The following is a 20,859-nucleotide window of genomic DNA, read 5'->3' on the forward strand; positions in this document are numbered from 1 at the left end:
GATGTCAGTCGTGACCATCAGCCGAAACGGCGACATCGCCGTTGTCACCGTGGACAACCCGCCCGTGAACGCCCTGTCGCAGGCCTTGCGGCGAGGGCTGTGGGATGCAGTGGAAACGCTGGACGCTGACCCCCAGGTCCGCGCCGTAGTGCTGATCTGTGCGGGCCGCACCTTCATCGCCGGGGCCGACGTGACCGAGTTCGGCAAGCCCCCGCTTGAGCCGCACCTGCCCGACCTGGTGGACCGGATTGAGGCTGCCGCGAAGCCCTGGGTGGCCGCGATCCACGGTTCCGCCTTGGGCGGCGGCTTCGAGGTCGCGATGGGATGCCGCTTCCGGGTGGCGGTCGAAGGCGCTTCGGTCGGCCTGCCCGAGGTGTCATTGGGCATCGTGCCGGGCGCATCCGGCACCGTGCGCACGCCCCGTCTGGCGGGGGTAGAGGCTGCGGTGGATCTGGTCACGTCCGGCAAGCCGGTGAAGGCTGCAAAGGCCCTGTCGCTGGGTCTTGTGGATGCGGTCTTCGCAGGTGACCTGCAAGCCAATGCCCTAGCCTTCGCGCGCGACGCGCTGACCCGCGAGTTGCCGCCCCCTGTCTTGGCCCGGCCTGTGGCCGCCCCGGATGCCGCCTTCTGGGACGAGAAGCGCAAGGCGGTGGCGAAAGCCGCCAAGGGGGCCGAGGCGCCGCTGCGCGCGCTCGACTGCCTGCGCAAGGCGGCGGAAGCGCCCTTTGCCGAGGCGATGGCCTTTGAACGCCAGACCTTCCTCGACCTGCGCGCGTCCGATCAGGCGGCCGCGCTGCGCCACGTGTTCTTCGCCGAACGCGCCGCGCCCCGGCCTGCGCATCTAAAGGGCGCGGACCCCCTGCCGCTGCGAAGCGCGGGCGTGATCGGCGGCGGCACCATGGGCGCCGGCATCGCGGCGGCCCTGCGCGACGCCGGCATCCCCGTCACCCTGATCGAGCGCGACGACGAGGCGCTTGCCCGTGGCATGGCCAACCTGCGCGGCATCTTCGACGGCGCCGTCAAGCGCGGCAAGCTGTCCGAGGCGCAGGCCGAGGCCCACATGGCAGGCGTCACCGCCACCACCGACTATGCCGCCCTGTCCGACGCCGACCTGGTGATCGAGGCGGTGTTCGAGGAGATCGGCGTGAAGCGCGCCGTCTTCGACCGGCTTGCCACGGCCTGCCGCGCTGATGCGGTGCTGGCCACGAACACCTCCTACCTCGACCCGCGACTGATCGCCGAGGGGCTGCCCCACCCGGATCGCTTCATCGGGTTGCATTTCTTCAGCCCTGCCAATGTCATGCGCCTGCTGGAGATCGTGCCGGTGCCGGAAACATCCGACCGGACGCTGGCAACCGGCTTTGCGCTTGGCCGAATGCTGAACAAGGTCCCCGTGCAGTCCGGCATCTGCGAAGGCTTCATCGGCAACCGCATCCTGAAACGATACCGCGCCGGGGCCGAGACGCTGGTCCGTCAAGGCGTCGCCATCGCCGACATTGACGCCGCCATGCGCGCCTATGGTTTCGCCATGGGACCATTCGAGGCGCAGGATCTGGGGGGCCTGGACATCGCCTTCCTGCAACGCGAAGGCGCGCGGGCGGCGGGGCAGGATGTGCCGGAAACCCTGGGCGACATCCTGGTCCGCGCAAATCGCAAAGGGCAAAAGACCGGCGGCGGCTGGTACGACTATGCCCCGGGCGAGCGCAGGCCGCAGCCATCTGCCGCCGTGGCGGAGCTGCTGGCGGACCGGATCACCGGTCGCACGCAAATGGACCCTGAAGCCATCGCCCGCCATCTGGTCGGCGAAATGGCCGCCGAGGGCCGGGCAATCCTGGACGAAGGCATCGCCGCCAGCCCCGCCGACATCGACCTGGTGGAAATCCACGGCTATGGCTTTCCCCGCTGGCGCGGCGGACCGATGTTCGCGGCCAGCCGGGCCTAGGCGCCGGCCTTCCCTCTCGTCACCCGGTCCAGGATCAGCGGCATCAACCCGCCCCTGGCCAGCGTTTCGATTTCGAGGCTGGTTTCGATGGCAGCCGTCGCGTCAAGACCCTCGGCCGGGCGACCCGGCCGGTGCAGCAGCACGCGGACGGGTGCGCGTGGTGCGAGGCGGGCGGGATCGAGGTCGATTTCGATCCTGTCCTGCGCGGTCAGGGCCAGCGATCCTGGCGTGACGTCATCGGGCAGGCGCAGGGGCAGGATGCCCATGCCGATCAGGTTCGACCGATGGATGCGTTCGAAGCCGACCGCCAGCACCGCCCGCGTGCCCAGAAGCGCGGCCCCCTTGGCCGCCCAATCGCGCGACGACCCCATGCCATAGCGTTCGCCCGCGACGATCACGACGGGGGTGTCCATGTCCCGATACCGCCGGGCCGCCTGCCACAAGGGCAGGACCTCTCCGTCGGGCAGGATCGTGCTGCCGGGGGGTATGCCGGGGGCCAGCAGGTTCGTGACCGCGCCGTTGGTGAACAGCCCGCGCAGCATGGCTTCCCAGTTCCCGCGCCGGGATGAAAAGACGTTCAGGTCATGCGGGGCATCGCCGTTTTCGATCAGATACCGGCCCGTCTCGCTGTCCTTCGGGATCGCCCCTGCGGGCGAGATGTGGTCGGTGGTGATGTCGTCGCCCAGAACCAGGATCGGGGCCGCGCAAATATGGCTGTCTCGCGGCGCGGCGAAATCGGCGAAGGGCGGGCGGCGGATATAGGTCGATTCCTCGTTCCAGGGAAAAAGCGGCGTCGCAGGTGCGTCCAGATCGCGCCAGCGTTCATTCGCCTCGGCCTGATCATAGGCAGCGGCATAATCGGCGCTGTCCTGGGCCAGGGCAAGGGCTGCGTCGATCTCGGCCCCCGTGGGCCACAGGTCGGACAGGCGGACGCCCGGCGCGATCTCATCCGCCAGGATGTCGCGTTCGACATCGCCTGCAAGCGCGAAGGCCACGACCAGGGGGGGCGAGGCCAGGAAGCCCGCCTCCAGTTGCGGATGCACGCGGCCCGGGAAGTTGCGGTTTCCCGAAAGCACCGCGACCTGCAACCGGCCCTCGGCCTGGGCCTGGACGGCGGCGTCGGGCAAGGGGCCGGAATTGCCGATGCATGTGGTGCAGCCGTATCCGACGATGCCGAAGCCCACGGCCTCCAGATCCTCCAGCAGACCGGCGCGGCGCAGATATCGTTCCGCCGTCGGCGATCCCGGCGCCAGCGAGGTCTTGACATGGGGCGGCGGTGCCAGGCCCAGGGCGCGGGCCTTGCGCGCGACCAGACCGGCGGCCACCAGCAGGCGCGGGTCGCTGGTGTTGGTGCAACTGGTGATCGCCGCGATGGCGACCGCGCCGTCGGGGGCATGGCCCGCAGGCGCGGGCTTGGGCACGCCGCGCATCGCCGCCGCGGCCTGGGCGGTGGCCTGGGCCGGAATGCGGTCCTGGGGACGGCGGGGACCGGCGACGCTGACCTGAACCCCCGACAGGTCCAGGTCCACGACATCGGTGAAGACCGGCGTCTCATGCGGGTCGAACCACAGGCCTTGGCGGCGGCAGTATCCTTCGACCAGGGCGCAATGATCGGCGCTGCGCCCGGTCTGGCGCAGATAGACCACGGTCGCCGCATCCACGGGGAAGAAGCCCGTATTGGCCCCGAATTCCGGTGTCATGTTGGCGATCACCGCCCGGTCGCCCGCCGACAGGGTGGCGACCCCCGGCCCGAAGAACTCGACAAAGCGGTCGGCCAGATCGACGCGGCGCAGCCGTTCCGTCACCGTCAGCGCCAGGTCGGTCGCCGTCACGCCCTCGGGTAGTCGGCCGCTCAGGCGCACGCCGATCACGTCGGGGACGCGCAGCATCACGGGCATCCCGAAGAAGACGCTTTCGGCCTCGATCCCGCCGACGCCCCAGGCCAGCACGCCGATGCCGTTGATCATGGGCGTGTGGCTGTCGGTGCCGATCAGCGTGTCGGGCATGATCCAGCCGTCGCGCGCCGTCACCACGGTGGCCAGCCGTTCCAGGTTCAGCGTGTGCATGATGCCGGTGCCGGGCGGATGGACGCGGAAATTCGACAGCGCGTTCGTGGCCCATTTCATGAAGCGATACCGCTCGGCATTGCGGCGGTATTCGTTTTCGATGTTGCGGGCCATCGCGTCAGGGCGGGCATAGGCATCGACCGCCAGCGAATGGTCGGTCGAGACATCGACGGGCAGAACGGGGTTCAGAAGCGTGGCGTCATGCCCCGCCTCGGCCAGGGCCGACCGCATCGCCGCGATATCGACAAGCGCGGGACCGCAGGTCGTGTCGTGCATCAGCACGCGGCCCGGCTGAAAGGCGATCTCGGCCGTGCTGCGGCCCGCAGCCAGCCAGGCCAGGATCGCGGCACGCCCGGCCTGGGGGTCATTTCCCGCCCGCAGCACGTTTTCCAGAAGCAGGCGGTGGATATGCGGCAGGCGGCGCAGCGCATCCCCGGCCGCCTGGGGCAGGTCGATGATCGTTCGTCCGTCGAATGTTACCGCAAACTGCATGGCCATGCCCCCAAAACAGGGACAATATAGCATTACTTCGACATTAAATGCAATCAGGTGAACAGGGCTGACTTGATGTTCCCGGCTTCCCGGATGTGGCGGTAAAGGAAGGTGGCGGCGCCCTGCATGTCGCGGTCCTCGATCAGGTCGAGGATCTGCAGATGTTCGCGGCATTGCTGCGGCATCCGGCTGCGGTCATGGGTGATGCTGTATTCCATCAGCCGCCGGACGCGGTTGATCCGCCGGACCGCGTCCAGAAAGAAATCGTTGTTGGCGCAGGTCATCAGCATTTCATGGAATTCGATGTTGGTGCCAAAGACCTTTTCCCGCGACTCGCCGTCATAGCTTTGCAGAAGCTGCTGCTGATGGCGGCGGGCGGCGGCAAAGGCGTCCGGGTCGATGCGGAAGCTTGGCAGCAGCAGGGCCTGCATCTCGGTCGCGGCGCGGAACTGATAGGCGTCGGCATAGGCCTTGCGCGATGTCAGGATCTCGCGGAATTCCCAGCCATTGCCGGGAAGCCGCTCGATCCAGCCTTCGTCCGCGATCTGGCGCAGAACCCGCAGCAGCCGGCCGCGCGTGACGCCGTAAAGGCGCATCAGTTCGTTCTCGCTCAGCCGCTCGGGCAGGTGGCCGGCCAGGGTGTCGGCAGCGATGCGGTCATACAGGACGTCATCGCCCGCCGCGTCGCAGTCAAGGTCCGGGATCTCGTTGGCATCGCAGGCCAGGAAATAGCCGCGATTGGGCGCGGCTGCGACGATGCCCATCTGTTGCAGCTTCTTCAGCGCGCTGACGATGGGCTGGCGCGACACCTTGAAGCTGTCGGCCAGGGCCTGCGCGGGCAGGTGCTGGCCCGCCTTCATGTCGGTCTGCCGCACATGCTCGACGATCCGGGCCATGATCTGAGGCGAAAGACTGGCGCGTGCCATGGAACCCCCCTTGGAAACGGGCCGCGCGGTTCGCGACCGCGCCGCCCTGCAGGATCAGTCCTCGTCGTGGCGGAACCGCGCCAGGCCCTTGAAGACGAAGGGCGCCAGCAGGGCCACGGCGGCGATGGCGATCATGATGGCCGATCCCGGATGCTGCAGCAGGACCATCGGGTCGCCCAGGCTCATCTGCAGGGACCGGCGCAGGGCACTGTCGGCCATCGGTCCCAGGATCAGGCCCACGACCACCGGCGCGATGGGATAGTCGTATCGCCGCATGATGAAGCCCAGCACCCCGAAGGCCACCAGCATCATCAACTCCACCACCGACGGATTGGCGGCGATCGTGCCCATGCAGGCGAAGACCAGGATCCCCGCATAAAGCCAGGGCAGAGGGATCTTCAGCAGCCGCACCCAAAGCCCCACCAAAGGCAGGTTCAGGACCAGCAGCATCACGTTGGCGATGAACAGCGAGGCGACCAAGCCCCAGACAAGCGCCGGGTGCTGCACGAACAGCAGCGGGCCGGGTTGCAGGTTGTATTGCTGGAACCCCGCCAGCATCACCGCCGCCGTGGCCGACGTGGGCAGCCCCAGCGTCAACAGCGGCACAAGCGTGCCCGCGGCGGATGCGTTGTTCGCGGCCTCGGGTCCTGCCACGCCCTCGATGGCGCCCTGGCCGAATTCCTCGGGCTTTTCGGCCAGCTTGCGTTCGGTGGTATAGGACAGAAAGGTCGGGATTTCGGCACCGCCCGCGGGCAAGGCGCCGATCGGAAAGCCGATCGCGGTGCCGCGCAGCCAGGGTTTCCAAGACCGCTTCCAGTCCTGGCGCGACATCCAGATGGACCCCTTGATCGCGATGGGCTTTTCGTCGTTGAACAGGTGGCGGGACGCGACATGCAGCGCCTCGCCAATGGCGAACAGGCCCACGGCGAGGGTGGTGACCTCGACCCCGTCCAGCAGGTTCGGGACGCCGAAGGCCAGTCGCGCCTGTCCGGTCAGCTGGTCGATGCCGATCAGGCCCAGCCACAGCCCGATGGCAAGGCTGGTCAGCCCGCGCAGGGGCGAGGATCCAAAGGTCGCCGACACCGTCACGAAGGCGATCAGCATCAGCCCGAAGTAATCCCAAGGTCCGAACTGGATCGCGACCTTGACCAGCAGGGGCGCAAAGAAGGCCAGGCCCATCGTGGCGATCAGGGTGGCCACGAAAGACCCGATGGCGGCGGTGGCAAGCGCCGGGCCGCCCCGCCCGCGCCGGGCCATCTGGTTGCCTTCAAGCGCGGTGACGACGGATGCGCTTTCGCCGGGCGTGTTCAGCAGGATCGCCGTGGTCGATCCGCCATACATCCCGCCGTAATAGATGCCCGCGAACATGATCAGCGACCCGCCGGGATCCAGCTTGAAGGTGATGGGCAGCAGCAGCGCCACGGTTAGCGCAGGCCCGATGCCCGGCAGCACGCCCACCGCCGTGCCCAAGAGCACGCCGATGGCCGCGAAGGCCAGGTTCATCGGATCCAGCGCGGTGCCGAAGCCCTGCATCAGAAAGGTCAGCGATTCCATGGCCCGACCTCCTCAGAACAGCCGCTCGACCGGTCCCATCGGCAGGGACAGGGTCAGCAGCTTGTTGAACAGCAGGAAGATCCCGGTCGCCAGGATCAGGCCCAGGGCCAGGTCGGCCAGCCACGCCCGGCGCCCGAAGGCGCGGGCGGTAAAGACGAACAGCAGGGTGGATCCGATGATGAACCCCGCCCCGAACCACAGCGCGGCGATCAGGCTGCCCAGGCCAAGGGCCACCCAGCCCACGGCCTTCCAGTCGGTAGGGCCGGGATCGTCCTGCCAGCGAAAGGCGGCCACCAGATGGCCCGCCCCCATCAGCGCCAGGAACAGCGCCACGAAATAGGACGCGGCATCCGCGCCCATGCCATAGGTGGCGCGGATCTGCATGGCACTGGCGTCGCGCCAGGTGATGAAGGCCAGGGCGAACAAGGCCAGGCCGATGACAAGCGTTGGCCGGTGCAGGCCCCGTGCGGTCGGTGTGGTCACGGACGGTCCCCCAATGGGTCAAGGCAAACGGGGGCGCAAGGCCCCCGCTGCGGTCATTCGGCCAGGCCGATCGAGGTCAGGATGGACTTCACACGTTCGGATTCGGACGCGATGAAGGCCGCGAATTCCTCCGACGGCGCATAATAGTCGGACCAGCCACGCGCCTTCAGCAGTTCCTGCCATTCAGGCGATTGGACGGTCTGGGCGATGGCCTGTTCCAGCTTTGCCTTGTCCTCGTCGCTGATATTGGGTCCGGCGAAGATGCCGCGCCAGTTCACCAGTTCGATGTCGATGCCCTGCGCCTTCAGCGGCTGGGCCTCGATCCCCTCGATGGGTTCGGGATAGGAAATCGCAAGCGCGCGCAGGTCGCCCGATTCGATCTGGCCCTGCCATTCGCCATAGCCCGAGATGCCCGCCGTGACCTGCCCGCCCAGCATCGCGGCCAGGGCCTCGCCCCCGCCGGAATAGGCGACATAGTTCACCTTGGCCGGGTCCGCGCCCGCCGCCTGGGTGATCAGCGCCGACAGCATGTGGTCGGCGCCGCCCGCCGATCCGCCCGCCCAGATGGTGCGTTCGACATCCCCCTTGATGCCCTCCATCAGGTCGGCCATCGTCTGATAGGGCGAGGATGCAGGGACCACCACCACCAGGGGATCGCCGGTCAGCCGCGCCAGGGGGGTGACGGCGGTCAGGTCATAGGGCGCCTTGTTGGTGATGATCGCGCCGACCATGGTGATGCCGCCGACCAGAAGCTGGTTGGGGCTGCCCTCTGCGCTTTGTACGAACTGCGCCAGGCCGACCGTGCCGCCGGCACCGGGGACGTTGACCACCTGCACGCTGCGGGCGTTGCCGGTGGCCATCATCACCTCTTGCAGGGCACGCGCCGCCGAATCCCAACCGCCGCCGGCGCCCGCGGGGGCCATGATGGTCAATTCCAGATCCTGTGCCATGGCAGCAGGGGCGAAGGATGCGGCGCCAGCCGCGATCAGCCAGGCTGCGGCCAGCCGGGAACGAAAGAACGTCATTGTATCCTCCCTGATGTCGCATATGTGCGATCCGAACAAGGGTGCACAACTTCACAATAAAATGCAATTTATTTTTCAGGGGGGGGGAGAGCGTGGCCGCCGTTGTCCTGCATCGCGGCCTGTCGCCAGCATACCAGCGACGGCTGTGCTTTCCAGCGTTTATGCGTGTTCCGCGCTTTCGAACTTGCAAGAAATGACGCATCATGACGGGAAAGCGACCACGAAAGGCCTTTCCCATGCCCCATCCCTCCCGCCGTTCCCTGTTGAAGCTGTCACTGGCCGCAGGGCTGTTGCCTGCCATTCCCGGGATCCTGCGCCCGGCCCTGGCCGGTCCCGTCTATGCCCCGCAGGTGGGCGAATGGCGCGGCTTCGACCTGCGCACCCGCGTCACCCTGGCCCAGGGTGGCCCCGCGCAGGTGTGGCTGCCGGTGCCTTCGGTGCAGACCGACTGGCAGCGGTCGGTCGGGGACAGTTTCACCGGCAATGCCGCGCAGGCCGAGATCGTGACCGATCCCGGGACCGGCGCCCGGATGCTGCACGCCCGATTTGACGCGGACACCGTCCGGCCGACGGTCGAACTGACCAGCCGGGTCGAGACGCGTGGCCGCGCGACCGACTGGTCGGCGGCAGCCGAACCGCAGGAAGACCCCGCCGTCCTGCAGGCCGCGCTGCAAGGCACGGCGCTGAAGCCTCTGGACGGGGTGGTGGGCGACTTGGCCGCCCGCATTACCCAGGGTGCCAGGACCGATCGGGACAAGGTGGCCGCGATCTATGCCTGGATCGCCCGGACCTGCCACCGCGACATGGACGTGGCGGGATGCGGGTCGGGCGATATCCGGGCCACGGTGACGACGGCGAATTTCGGCGGCAAATGCGCCGACCTGAACGGGCTGTTCGTGGGGCTTGCGCGCGCCTCGGGGGTGCCTGCGCGCGACATCTATGGCGTGCGGGTGGCGCCGTCGGATTTCGGCTACAAGCAGTTGGGCGCAAACAGCCCCAGCGTGACGGCGGCGCAGCATTGCCGGGCCGAGGTCTGGCTGTCGGGCCTGGGCTGGGTGGCCATGGACCCGGCGGACGTGCTGAAGGTCATGCGCGCGGAAGCCGACACCTGGATCAAGGATCCCGCCGATCCGCTTGTCGCCCCGGTGAACGCCGCGCTGCAGGGCAGTTGGGAAGGCAACTGGGTGGCCTTCAACAGCGCCAGCGACCTGACCCTGCCCGGCGGGGCGGGCGGCACCCTGCCTTTCCTGATGTATCCGCAGGGCCAGGTCGGGTCGGACCGGCTGGACGAACTGGACGCCAAGTCCTTCGCCTATGAGATGACTGCCACCGCAGTCTGACCTTTTGTCCGGGGCGGGCATGCAACCCCGCCCCGGCGCCTCAGACCCGTTCCAGGGCGATGGCGATGCCCTGGCCCACGCCGATGCACATCGTGGACAATGACCGCCTGCCCCCGGTGCGGATCAGTTCAAGCGCCGCCGTTCCGGTGATGCGCGCGCCCGACATGCCCAGGGGATGCCCAAGCGCAATGGCCCCGCCGTTGGGGTTCACGCGCGGGTCGTCGTCGGCGATGCCAAGATCGCGCAACGTGGCAAGGCCCTGGCTGGCGAAAGCCTCGTTCAGTTCGATCACGTCAAAGTCTGCCTGGTCCAGGCCCAGCCGCGCCATCAGCTTTCTGGACGCAGGCGCCGGGCCGAAGCCCATGATGCGGGGCGCAACGCCTGCCGTGCCCCGCCCAGGACGCGCGCGATCGGCGTCAGCCCGTGCTTTCGTGCCGCCGCTTCCGAGGCCAGGATCAGCGCCGCCGCCCCGTCGTTCACGCCCGAGGCATTGCCCGCCGTCACCGTGCCGCCCTTGCGGAAGGGCGCCTTCAGCGCGGCAAGCGTCTCCAACGTCGTTTCGCGCGGGTGTTCGTCGCGGTCCACGATCTTCGGATCGCCCTTGCGCTGCGCGATCTCGACCGGGGTGATTTCCTGGGCCAGACGGCCATTGGCCTGGGCTGCCGCCGCCTTCTGCTGCGAGCGCAGGGCAAAGGCGTCCTGGTCTTCGCGGCTGATGGAAAAATCTTCCGCGACGTTCTCGGCCGTCTCGGGCATCGAGTCCACGCCGTATTGCGCCTCCATGAGCGGATTGACGAAGCGCCAGCCGATGGTGGTGTCGTAGACCGCGTTCGACCGCGAGAAGGCACTTTCCGCCTTGGGCATCACGAAGGGCGCGCGCGACATCGACTCGACCCCGCCCGCGATCATCAAATCGGCCTCGCCCGCCTTGATGGCGCGGGCGGCCCCGATCACCGCGTCCATGCCCGAGCCGCAAAGCCGGTTGATGGTGGTGCCGCCCACCTCGACCGGCAGGCCCGCCAGAAGCGAGGACATGCGCGCCACGTTGCGGTTGTCCTCGCCCGCCTGGTTGGCGCAACCGAAGATCACGTCATCGACCGCCGCCCAGTCCACGCCCGTGTTCCGCGCCATCAGCGCCCGCAGGGGAACCGCGCCCAGGTCGTCGGCTCGCACCATCGCCAGCGCACCCCCGAAGCGGCCGATCGGCGTGCGGATGTAGTCGCAGATGAAAACGTCGGTCATGTCACACCTCGGGACAGGTCAGGTCGGCCACGTCACCATCCAGGTGAAGGGCGGCGCCAGTCAGGGATTGCAGGTCGTCGAAGGACAGCGCGGCCAGCTTTTCGCGCAGCACGAAGCGGCCATCCACGATGTCCACCACGGCAAGGCTGGTATAGACACGGGTCACGCAACCCACCCCGGTCAGCGGCAGGGTGCAAGCCTCCAGCAGCTTCGGCTTGCCGTCCTTGGTGACATGATCGGTGATGACCGCCACGCGTTTTGCGCCATGGACCAGATCCATCGCGCCGCCCACGGCGGGCACGCCCTTCGGCCCCGTGGACCAGTTCGCCAGATCGCCGTTCTGCGCGACCTGATAGGCGCCCAGGATCGCCACGTCCAGATGCCCGCCCCGCACCATGGCAAAGCTGTCGGCATGGTGGAAGAAGGCGGTGCCGGGCTTGATCGTCACGGCCTTCTTGCCCGCGTTGATCAGGTCCCAGTCTTCCTCGCCCGGCGCGGGCGCCTCGCCAAAGCCGAGGATGCCGTTTTCCGTGTGAAAGATCGCCTGCCGTCCGGGCGGCTGGAAACGGGCGACCACTTCGGGAAAGCCGATCCCGAGGTTCACATAGGCGCCGTCCTGGATGTCCTGGGCCGCGCGCCAGGCGATCTGGGCGTTCGAAAGCTTGGCGGTCATGCCGTCACCTTTGGGTAATATGCGTTGGCGCGGTTCAGGTCTTCTTCCTGCGCTGGGTGGGGAACAGTCACGATGGCATCCACGAAGATGCCAGGGGTGACGACCGCCTCGGGGTCGATGCCGCCGGGTTCGACCACATGGCTGACCTGCACGACCGTGCGCGCCGCAGCCATGGCCATCAGGGGCGCAAAGTTCCGCGCGGCCATGCGATAGGTCAGGTTGCCCAGGTGGTCGCCGGTTTCCGCCTTGATCAGCGCGAAATCCGCCTTGAGCCAGCGTTCCTGGACATAGCTGCGTCCGTCGAACTCCGCGACCGGCTTGTCGTGGGCCAGATCCGTGCCAAAGCCCGTGGGGGTATAGAAGGCCGGGATCCCTGCCCCGCCCGCGCGGATGCGTTCGGCCAGCGTGCCTTGGGGAACCAGTTCCAGCTCGATCTCTCCGGCCAGGTATCTTTCCGTGAAGACGCGGGGATCGGCAGACCGGGGAAAGGAACAGACCATCTTTGCCACCATGCCCTGTTCGATCATCGCCGCGATGCCGACATGGCCATTGCCTGCGTTGTTGTTGATGACCGTCAGGTTCCGGGGGCTGCCGGTCGCCAGATATCGGTCGATCAGGGCGTGGATCAGTTCGATCGGCGCGCCCGATCCCCCGAAACCGCCGATCATGACCGATGCGCCGTCGGGAATCTCCGCCACGGCCTGGGCCAGGGTCGCAATGCGCTTGTCCATGGGTCCTCCTGCGTTTGGACCGCATTAGGGCTTCAAGGACACAACGGACAACCATTTTGTGCGCATCTTGACTTTTGTCCGCAATGCGCATGAACCTGTGCGCATGACGAACAAGGACACCATCGGATCGCTTGCCAAGGGCCTGCGCGTGATCGAGGCGTTCCGCGCCGAGAACCCCCGCATGTCGATTTCCGATATGTCGGATGCCACGGGACTGGACCGCGCCACGGCGCGGCGCTGCCTTCTGACCCTGCACCAGTTGGGCTATGCCGATTACGACGGCAAGTTCTTCACGCTGACCGCCCGCGTGCTGCGTCTGGGCATGGGGGCATTGGCCGCGATGCCGCTTGCGCAGATGGTGCAGCCCTGGCTGGACCAGTTGTCGGACCGGATCGGACAGTCCACCTCCGTGTCGATCCTGGACGGGACCGAGATCGTCTATCTGGCCCGCGCGGCGCAGCGGCGGGTCATGTCCATCGGCCTGATGCCGGGATCGCGCCTGCCCGCCCATTGCACGTCGATGGGCCGGGTGCTGCTGGCGGCCCTGCCCCCCGACCGGGCACGCGCCGTCATCGATGCCTCGGACCTGACGCCGCGCACCCCCCACAGCCTGACCGACCCTGCCGAGATCATGGCCCGCGTCGATGCCGCCCGCCGGGACGGATACGCGGTCATCGACCAGGAGGTCGAACTGGGCCTGCGGTCGATCGCGGTCCCGCTTCATTCCGTGCATGGCCGGGTGGTGGCCGCGCTGAACACCGGGGTGGCGGCGGTGCAGGCCGATGCGGGCGAACTGCCGCGCCTGTATCTGGAGCCGCTTCTGAAGGTGCAGGACGGGTTGCGGCGCGTGCTGCGCTAGTCGCCCCGGGTCAGGTTGTGGACCCGCCAAGATCCGCCGCCTGGTCAGAGGTCAGCCTGTTGGGTATGGCCGCACAGCAGCAGGGCCAAGAGGTCCATTGGGGCATCATGGACCTTAACGCATCTGCGGTCCGAGGGGCTCTGCCGCAAGCTTCATATGGATCTGCCGCGAATATCCATCGCATCGGCGGCGCTCTCTGTCACGCTCGCGTCACGAACGGTCCGCAGCATCCCGCGACAGAGGATCCATGGCACAGTCTTCTACCCCCCGGCGCTTCACCTTCCTGCTTCTGGACCGCTTTACCATGCTGCCCTTCGCTGCGGCCCTGGATGCGCTGCGTCTGGCCAACAAGATGGCCTGCGCCCGGCTTTACGACTGGCGTCTGATCGGGGCCGAAGGGGGGTTCGCCACCTGCTCCAACGGCTCGCAAATCCGGCTTGATGGCGGATTCGGCGATGATATCGCCCTGGGGCGCGACGACGCGGTGATCGTCTGCGGCGGCGATGCGATCACCGCACAGGCGACGCGGCCGGTGCTGGCCTGGCTGCGCAGACAGGCGCGGGCGGGGGTGACGCTGGGCGCCGTCTGCACGGGCGCGCATGTGCTGGCCAAGGCGGGGCTGCTGGATGGACGGTGTGCCACGATCCATTGGGAAAACCACGATTCCTTCACCGAAACCTTCCCCGAGGTGCGTCTGCACCGGCAGGTCTTCGTGGATGACGGTGCGCGGCTGACGGCGGGGGGCGGCACATCCTCGATCGACATGATGCTGCATGTGATCGGCCGGGCGCAGGGGGCGGATCTTGCGTCCCAGATCGCCGACCAGATGCTGCATACCACCATCCGCACCGGGCGCGATCACCAGCGGCTGTCCATCGCCACCCGCATCGGCATCCGCCATCCCCGCCTGGCCGCCGTGGTCGCCCGGATCGAGGCGAACCTGGAAAATCCCGTCAGCCCTTCGCAACTGGCGGCTGACGCCGGCATGTCCACCCGTCAGCTTGAACGGCTGTTCATGCGATATATGAACCGCAGCCCGAAACGCTATTATCTGGAAGCTCGCCTGACCCGCGCGCGCCAATTGCTGCTGAACACCGACCTGCCCCTGATCGAGATCGCCATTGCCTGCGGATTTTCCAGTTCCTCGCATTTCTCGAAATGCTACCGGGAACGTTATGGGACGTCGCCCTATCGCGAACGCGGGGTGCAGAAGGGGGCGGTGGTGGCAATGCCGGGCAGGGCCGAGGCGGGGCCGGTGCTGGCGTTGGCAAGCTAGATTCTACGGAACGGGCAAGCATCGGTAGGGTAGGGTTTCACCCCACCCTACCGATGCCGGCGGGCGCCAGCCTTCAAGCGGTTTCCCGCGCGCCTCTGCGCCATTGTTCCGGCGTCACGCCCATCATGTCGCGGAAGACGCGGATCAGGTGGGACGCGTCGCAGAAGCCCGTCTCGGCGGCGATCTGGCTGATGGTGCGGTCGGGACGCGCCAGCAGCATCCGCACCTGGGACAAGCGAATGCGCATGAAGGCCTCGGCGGGCGACATGGACAGGGATGCCGCGAAATGGCGCTCCAGCTTGCGGCGGCTGACCTGCAACTGGGCCGCGACATCGGCCACGGCGGGGGGCGAATCCATGCTTTGTTGCAGCATCAGCAGCGCGCGGCGGACCAGCGTGTCCTGGGTCTTCAGCTCCAGCGGCAGGCCAGGTTGGGGATCGTCGGCGGCCATCGCCTCGTCGATGATCATGATGTGCAGGCTTTTCTGCGCCGCAGCCCGGCCGATGTGCCGGTCGATCAAAAAGGCCGCCAGATGCGCGGAACTGGCCCCGCCGGAACAGGTCAGCCGGTCGCGGTCCACCACGAAGATGCGGTCGGATACGGGGCGCAGCCCGTCGAACTGTTCCAGGAAATCCTCGTGGTGGAACCAGCTGACGCAGCAGCGGTATCCGTTCATCAGCCCGGCGCGGTGCAGGATGAAGGCGCCGGTGCAGACGCCGACCAGCGGCACGCCTGCCTTGGCGGCGCGGTGCAGGAAGGCGGTGTATTCCGGCTCCAGCCGCTCGATCTCGTCGATCAGGCCGCCGACCACGACGATGTAGTCGAAGCGCGCCGGATCGCCCAGCTTTTCATCCGGGGTGACGCTGATGCCGCAGCTTGACTGCACCGGCTGGCCCGAGGTCGCCAGAACCCGCCATGAACAGCGGATCGGGCGGGATCGGTCGCCTTCATCCGCAGCCAGCCGCAGCACGTCCACGAAATTGGCGAAGGCCGACAGGGTGAAGCGCCGCGCCAGCAGAAAGCCGACGCGCAGCCGCAGGGAATCATGGGGGGCAGGAGTGTCGCGCATGACGCAAATGTAACACTGCACTGGCGCAGGGATCCAGTCGGCGAAGCGTCCTTTCTGGCATTTTCCAGGACATCCCGGAATCGCCCAGAAGGTTCGCCCCGCATGACCCATTTTTCCGCCTTCTCGCTGCTGAAACAGGCGCTCAACGGCCACAAGGGCTGGCGCGAACAATGGCCTGACAGCCAGCCCAAGGCCGAATACGACGTGGTGATCGTCGGTGCGGGCGGGCATGGGTTGGGCGCGGCCTATTACCTGGCCAAGGAACACGGCATCACCAATGTCGCGGTGATCGACAAGGGCTGGCTGGGCGGCGGCAACACGGGCCGCAACACCACGATCATCCGGTCGAACTATCTCTATGACGAAAGCGCCAAGCTCTACGACCACGCGCTGGACCTGTGGGACAACCTTTCGCAGGAGCTGAACTACAACATCATGTATTCCAAGCGCGGCGTGCTGATGCTGGCGCACAACGTCCATGACGTGCAGTCCTTCCAGCGCCACGTCCATTCGAACCGCCTGAACGGCGTGGACAACCGCTGGCTGACCGCGGCGGAATGCAAGGCCTTCTGCCCGCCGCTGAACATCAGCCCCGATGCCCGCTATCCGGTGATGGGCGGCGCGCTGCAGATGCGGGCGGGCACGGCGCGGCATGACGCGGTGGCCTGGGGCTATGCCCGCGCGGCGGCCGCCCGTGGCGTAGACATCATCCAGAACTGCGCGGTCAACGCGATCCGGCGCGGGCCGGACGGCGCGGTGATCGGCGTCGATACCGCCAAGGGCTTCATCCGGGCGAAGAAGGTCGCCGTGTCTGCCGCCGGGAACACCAGTGTCGTGATGGACAGCGCCGGGCTGCGGATGCCGCTTGAAAGCTTCCCGCTGCAGGCCCTAGTCAGCGAGCCCGTGAAGCCGATCTTCCCCTGCGTGGTCATGTCGAACACCGTCCACGCCTATATCAGCCAGTCCGACAAGGGCGAGCTGGTGATCGGATCGGGCACCGACCAGTACACCAGCTACAGCCAGCGCGGCGGGCTGCCGCTGATCGAGCATACCGTGGCCGCGATCTGCGAGGTCTTCCCGATCTTCACCCGGATGCGGATGCTGCGCAAATGGGGCGGCATCGTGGACGTGACGCCCGACCGAAGCGCCATCCTGGGCAAGACGCCGGTCAAGGGGCTTTACGTCAACTGCGGTTGGGGCACGGGCGGCTTCAAGGCCACGCCGGGGGCGGCGCATCTGCTGGCCTGGACGATTGCCAAGGACGAGCCGCACCCGCTGAACGCGCCCTTCACGCTGGAACGCTTCACCACCGGCTGTCTGATCGACGAAGCCGCCGCCGCTGCCGTCGCGCATTGAGGAACCCGCCATGCTGCTGATCCATTGCCCTTATTGCGAAGACACCCTGCCGGAACTGGAGTTCACCTATGCGGGCGAGGCGCATATCGCCCGGCCCGCCGACCCCTCGGCCCTGTCGGACGAGGAATGGCGCGACTTCCTGTTCATCCGCACCAACGCGCGCGGGCCGCATTACGAACGCTGGCGCCATGTCGGTTGCGGGCGCTTCTTCAACGCGCTGCGCGACACGGTCAGCGACCGCTTCCTGATGACCTACAAGGCGGGCGAAGCCCGTCCCACCCTGACCCAAGAGGCCGCCGAATGAGCCGCTATCGCATTCCGGGCAAGGGCCGCGTCGATCATTCCGCGCCCGTTTCCTTTACCTTCGACGGCAAGACCTATCGCGGGTTGCGCGGCGACTCGGTGGCATCCGCCCTGCTGGCCAATGGCGTCCACCTGATGGGCCGGTCCTTCAAGTATCACCGCCCGCGCGGCGCAGTCAGCGCCGGGTCCGAGGAGCCGAACGCGCTGATCGGCACCAGCCGCGGCGCAGGCCGGTTTGAGCCGAACACGCGCGCCACCGTCCAGGAACTGCGCGCGGGCCTGGTCACGGAAAGCCAGAACAAGTGGCCGAACCTGTCCTTCGACGTGGGCGCGATCAACGACCGGGCCTATATGCTGTTTTCGGCCGGGTTCTACTACAAGACCTTCATGTGGCCCAAGTCGTTCTGGGACAAGATCTATGAACCCGTGATCCGGGGCGCGGCGGGCCTTGGCAAGTCGCCGACCGAGCCCGATCCCGACCACTATGCCAGCCGCTACCTCCATACCGACGTGCTGATCGTCGGCGCGGGTCCGGCGGGGATCGCTGCGGCGCTGTCGGCGGCGCAGTCGGGCGCCGACGTGACGCTGGTCGATGAGAACCCCGAGATGGGCGGATCGCTGCTGTCCGATCCTGCCGTGCAGATCGATGGCAAGCCCGCCTGGGACTGGGTCGAGGGGCAACTGGGCCGCCTGCGCGCCGCCGGCGTGCGGCTGATGACGCGGACCACGGCGATCGGATACTATCACCAGAACATGGTGGGGCTGTGCCAGCGGCTGACGGATCACCTGGACAACCCGCCGAAGGGCGCGCCGCGCGAACGCATGTGGCGGGTGCGCGCGGGCCAGGTGGTGCTGGCGCAGGGCGCGCTGGAAAAGCCGCTGGTCTTTGACGGCAACGACCGCCCTGGCGTGATGCTGGCCAGTGCCGCGCAGACATATCTGCACAAGTATGGCGTCAAGGTCGGCAATAACCCGGCGGTTATCACCAGCCATGACAGCGCCTGGTATGCGGCCTTTGACCTGTCCGACAACGGCGCCAAGGTGGCGGCGATCATCGACACGCGCGACTCGGTGCGCCCCGACTTGGCTGAAGGCGCCCGCAAGCGCGGGATCGAGGTTCTGAACGGCCACACCGTCACCACGACCAAGGGCCGGTTGCGCGTGAAATCCGTCCGTGCCGCACCTGTGCGTGGCACCCATGTCGGCACCGGGCGTTCCATCCCGTGCGACTGCCTGCTGATGTCGGGCGGCTGGACGCCCTCGCTGCATCTGTTTTCCCACACCAAGGGCTCGCTGGCCTGGGACGGCGCAAGCAACACCTTCCTGCCCGACCGCAAGACCGAGGAATGCGAGATCGCGGGCGCGGGTCGCGGCCTTTGGGGTTATGAAGCGGTTCTGGCCGACGGCGCGGCGGCGGGGCTGCGTGCCCTTGAAGGGCTGGGTCGTGCGGGCCACGAGGGGCGCTTCACGGTGGCGAACGACCGCCCCGGCACCGGGGTCAGCCACACCGAACTGCCGACCGACGGCAATGCGGGCAAGGCGCGCGCCTTCATCGACTTCCAGAACGACGTGACCGCCAAGGACATCCGCCTGGCCGTGCGCGAAGGCATGCGCTCGATCGAGCATGTCAAGCGTTACACCACCAACGGCATGGCGACCGACCAGGGCAAGATGTCGAACATCAACGGGTTGATGATCGCCGCCGATGCGCTTGGGAAACAGCCGCCGCAGGTGGGCCTGACCACCTTCCGCCCGCCCTATACGCCGACCAGCTTCGGCGCCTTCTGCGGCTACCTGCGCGGCGAGACCTTCCAGCTGACCCGCAAGACCCCCATCGACCCTTGGGCCGAGGCGAACGGCGCGGTCTTCGAACCCGTCGCCCAATGGCGCCGCGCCTGGTATTTCCCGAAACCGGGCGAGGACATGCACGCCGCCGTGCTGCGCGAATGCAAGGCCACGCGGGCGTCGCTGGGCATCTTCGACGCCTCGACCCTGGGCAAGATCGAGGTCGCAGGCCCCGACGCGGTCGAATTCATGAACCGCATGTACACCAACCCCTGGACCAAGCTCGCGCCGGGCCGCTGCCGTTACGGGTTGCTGCTGGGCGAGGACGGCTTCATCCGCGACGACGGCGTGATCGGTCGGCTGTCACCCGACCTGTTCCACGTCACCACCACCACCGGCGGCGCGGCGCGCGTCCTGACGATGATGGAGGATTACCTCCAGACCGAATGGCCCGAGCTTGACGTCTGGCTGACCTCGACCACGGAACAGTGGGCGACGGTTGCGCTGAACGGGCCGAACGCGCTGACGATGCTGAAGCCGCTGGTGGAAGGCGTCAACTGGGACGACTTCCCGCACATGTCCTGTGCGGAATGCACCGTGGCGGGCCTGCCCGCGCGCCTGTTCCGCCTGTCCTTCACCGGCGAGGTCGGCTTCGAGGTCAACGTCCCCGCCCGCCACGGCCTGACCCTGTGGAAGGCGTTGATGGAGGCCGGCAAGCCCTATGACATCTGCCCCTATGGCACCGAGACGATGCACGTGTTGCGGGCCGAAAAGGGTTATATCATCGTGGGCCAGGACACCGATGGCACGGTGACGCCCGCCGATGCGGGACTGGAATGGGCCATCGGCAAGGCCAAGAAGGACTTCGTGGGCAAGCGGTCCTTGTCGCGTCCCGACATTGTCGCCAAGGGCCGCAAGCAGCTTGTGGGCCTGCTGACGGAAGACGGCAGCCTGTTGCAGGAAGGGGCGCAGATCGTGCTGGACCCGAACCAGCCAAAGCCGATGAAGATGGTGGGGCATGTCACCTCCTCCTACCAGTCCACCATGGGCCATCCCATCGCCATGGCGGTGATCGAGGGGGGCTTCGACAAGATGGGCGAGACGGTCTTCATCCCCATGCCGGACGGCGTGCGGAAGGCGAAGATCACCTCGACCGTGTTCTACGATCCCCAGAACGAACGGCTGAAGGCGTAAGGAGAGACAAGGATGACCAACCAGAAGCATCAGTTCGACGCCTCGCCCGTCCTGGTCGAGGATCTGGCCCCCGCCCCGCGCATGTCGCTGCGCGTCAAGCCCGCGCATCGGGCGACCCTGGGCCAGGCGCTTGGCCTGGACCTGCCCACCCGCGTCGGTGCCCGCGTGGCGGCGGGGGGAACCGAGGCGCTGTGCCTCGGCCCCGACGAATGGCTGATCGTGGCGCCCGAGGGCACCGATCTGGCGGCCCCCGCCCGCGCGGTTTACGCGGATGCGCCGCACAGCCTGGTGGACATCAGCGACCGCGAAATCACGCTGCGCCTGACCGGCCCTGCCGTGCTGGACCTGCTGGCAGCCTGCTGCCCGCGCAATGTCGCGGCCATGCCCGTGGGCAGCGCCGCGCGGACGGTGTTCGACAGCGCCACCGTGATCCTGTGGCGCGACGGCCCGACCGATTTCCGCATGGACATCTGGCGCAGCTTCGCCCCGCATGTCGGGTCGCTGCTGTCCCAGGTCCGGCAGGAAATCGCGGCGGGGCTTTAG

At 67.6% G+C, this 20,859-nt stretch carries 16 protein-coding genes and 1 pseudogene; 8 read left to right on the top strand and 9 right to left on the bottom strand.

The genetic code is table 11. The features are described from left to right. The first annotated feature begins 1 nt into the window (after position 1). On the top strand, positions 2–1,942 hold the full coding sequence (locus RAH32_RS13830) for a 3-hydroxyacyl-CoA dehydrogenase NAD-binding domain-containing protein (protein ID WP_306608535.1): 1,941 nt from the start codon (positions 2–4) through the stop codon (positions 1,940–1,942). Here RAH32_RS13830 and acnA read toward each other — a convergent pair. Genes acnA through RAH32_RS13855 form a run of 5 tightly spaced genes read right to left on the bottom strand, consistent with a single transcriptional unit; the run spans position 1,939 to position 8,488 of the window. After that, complete coding sequence (gene acnA, locus RAH32_RS13835; RefSeq protein WP_306608536.1) at positions 1,939–4,500, bottom strand: aconitate hydratase AcnA; 2,562 nt, start codon at positions 4,498–4,500, stop codon at positions 1,939–1,941. The genes RAH32_RS13830 and acnA overlap by 4 nt on opposite strands. A 53-nt stretch (positions 4,501–4,553) precedes the next feature. Continuing rightward, positions 4,554–5,426 (bottom strand): GntR family transcriptional regulator, encoded by an 873-nt coding sequence (locus RAH32_RS13840; protein ID WP_306608537.1) that lies wholly within the window; start codon positions 5,424–5,426, stop codon positions 4,554–4,556. Between the two features lie 54 nt (positions 5,427–5,480). Next, positions 5,481–6,980 carry a tripartite tricarboxylate transporter permease gene (locus RAH32_RS13845; RefSeq protein WP_306608538.1) on the bottom strand — a complete coding sequence of 500 codons (1,500 nt, stop codon included), beginning with the start codon at positions 6,978–6,980 and terminating at the stop codon, positions 5,481–5,483. Positions 6,981–6,992: 12 nt separating this feature from the next. Beyond that, the gene (locus RAH32_RS13850) at positions 6,993–7,463 is read right to left on the bottom strand and encodes a tripartite tricarboxylate transporter TctB family protein (protein WP_306608539.1); all 471 of its coding nucleotides are present in this window, start codon (positions 7,461–7,463) and stop codon (positions 6,993–6,995) included. 53 nt (positions 7,464–7,516) lie between these two features. Further along, positions 7,517–8,488 (bottom strand): Bug family tripartite tricarboxylate transporter substrate binding protein, encoded by a 972-nt coding sequence (locus RAH32_RS13855; RefSeq protein WP_306608540.1) that lies wholly within the window; start codon positions 8,486–8,488, stop codon positions 7,517–7,519. A gap of 236 nt (positions 8,489–8,724) precedes the next feature. Between RAH32_RS13855 and RAH32_RS13860 the strand changes: the two genes are divergently transcribed. Then, entirely contained in the window at positions 8,725–9,828 is a 1,104-nt protein-coding gene (locus RAH32_RS13860) for a transglutaminase-like domain-containing protein (protein WP_306608541.1), read from the top strand. Positions 9,829–9,868: 40 nt separating this feature from the next. On the opposite strand, the pseudogene pcaF reads toward RAH32_RS13860, so the two are convergent. From pcaF to RAH32_RS13875, 3 genes and pseudogenes are all read right to left on the bottom strand, one after another. Then, a pseudogene (gene pcaF / locus RAH32_RS13865) lies at positions 9,869–11,070 on the bottom strand (3-oxoadipyl-CoA thiolase). Position 11,071: 1 nt separating this feature from the next. Next, entirely contained in the window at positions 11,072–11,743 is a 672-nt protein-coding gene (locus tag RAH32_RS13870) for a 3-oxoacid CoA-transferase subunit B (RefSeq protein WP_306608542.1), read from the bottom strand. Beyond that, positions 11,740–12,474, bottom strand: coding sequence for a 3-oxoacid CoA-transferase subunit A (locus tag RAH32_RS13875; protein ID WP_306608543.1), 735 nt, complete (start codon positions 12,472–12,474; stop codon positions 11,740–11,742). The genes RAH32_RS13870 and RAH32_RS13875 overlap by 4 nt, the downstream gene beginning before the upstream one ends. Before the next feature lie 103 nt (positions 12,475–12,577). Here RAH32_RS13875 and RAH32_RS13880 point away from each other — a divergent pair, with 103 nt between their 5' ends. Together RAH32_RS13880 and RAH32_RS13885 are read left to right on the top strand one after the other, a co-directional pair. Next, entirely contained in the window at positions 12,578–13,333 is a 756-nt protein-coding gene (locus tag RAH32_RS13880; protein WP_306608544.1) for an IclR family transcriptional regulator domain-containing protein, read from the top strand. Positions 13,334–13,580: 247 nt separating this feature from the next. Continuing rightward, positions 13,581–14,609, top strand: a complete 1,029-nt coding sequence (locus tag RAH32_RS13885; RefSeq protein WP_306608545.1) for a GlxA family transcriptional regulator — start codon at positions 13,581–13,583, stop codon at positions 14,607–14,609. Between the two features lie 73 nt (positions 14,610–14,682). Here the strand turns inward: RAH32_RS13885 and RAH32_RS13890 are convergent, their stop codons facing one another. Further along, a complete protein-coding gene (locus RAH32_RS13890; protein WP_306608546.1) occupies positions 14,683–15,678 on the bottom strand; it encodes a GlxA family transcriptional regulator in 996 nt (331 codons plus the stop codon). Positions 15,679–15,780: 102 nt separating this feature from the next. On the opposite strand from RAH32_RS13890, the gene RAH32_RS13895 reads away from it, so the two are divergent. From RAH32_RS13895 to RAH32_RS13910, 4 genes are read left to right on the top strand one after another with little or no spacing between them, the layout of a single operon-like run. Then, positions 15,781–17,034 (top strand): sarcosine oxidase subunit beta family protein, encoded by a 1,254-nt coding sequence (locus tag RAH32_RS13895; protein ID WP_306608547.1) that lies wholly within the window; start codon positions 15,781–15,783, stop codon positions 17,032–17,034. 10 nt (positions 17,035–17,044) lie between these two features. Beyond that, positions 17,045–17,338 (top strand): sarcosine oxidase subunit delta, encoded by a 294-nt coding sequence (locus RAH32_RS13900; protein ID WP_306608548.1) that lies wholly within the window; start codon positions 17,045–17,047, stop codon positions 17,336–17,338. Beyond that, positions 17,335–20,316 carry a sarcosine oxidase subunit alpha gene (locus tag RAH32_RS13905; RefSeq protein ID WP_306608549.1) on the top strand — a complete coding sequence of 994 codons (2,982 nt, stop codon included), beginning with the start codon at positions 17,335–17,337 and terminating at the stop codon, positions 20,314–20,316. Before RAH32_RS13900 ends, RAH32_RS13905 begins: the two co-directional genes overlap by 4 nt. 12 nt (positions 20,317–20,328) lie before the next feature. Continuing rightward, complete coding sequence (locus tag RAH32_RS13910) at positions 20,329–20,859, top strand: sarcosine oxidase subunit gamma (RefSeq protein WP_306608550.1); 531 nt, start codon at positions 20,329–20,331, stop codon at positions 20,857–20,859.

This window comes from Paracoccus yibinensis, from assembly GCF_030846195.1.
GTDB lineage: Bacteria > Pseudomonadota > Alphaproteobacteria > Rhodobacterales > Rhodobacteraceae > Paracoccus > Paracoccus yibinensis.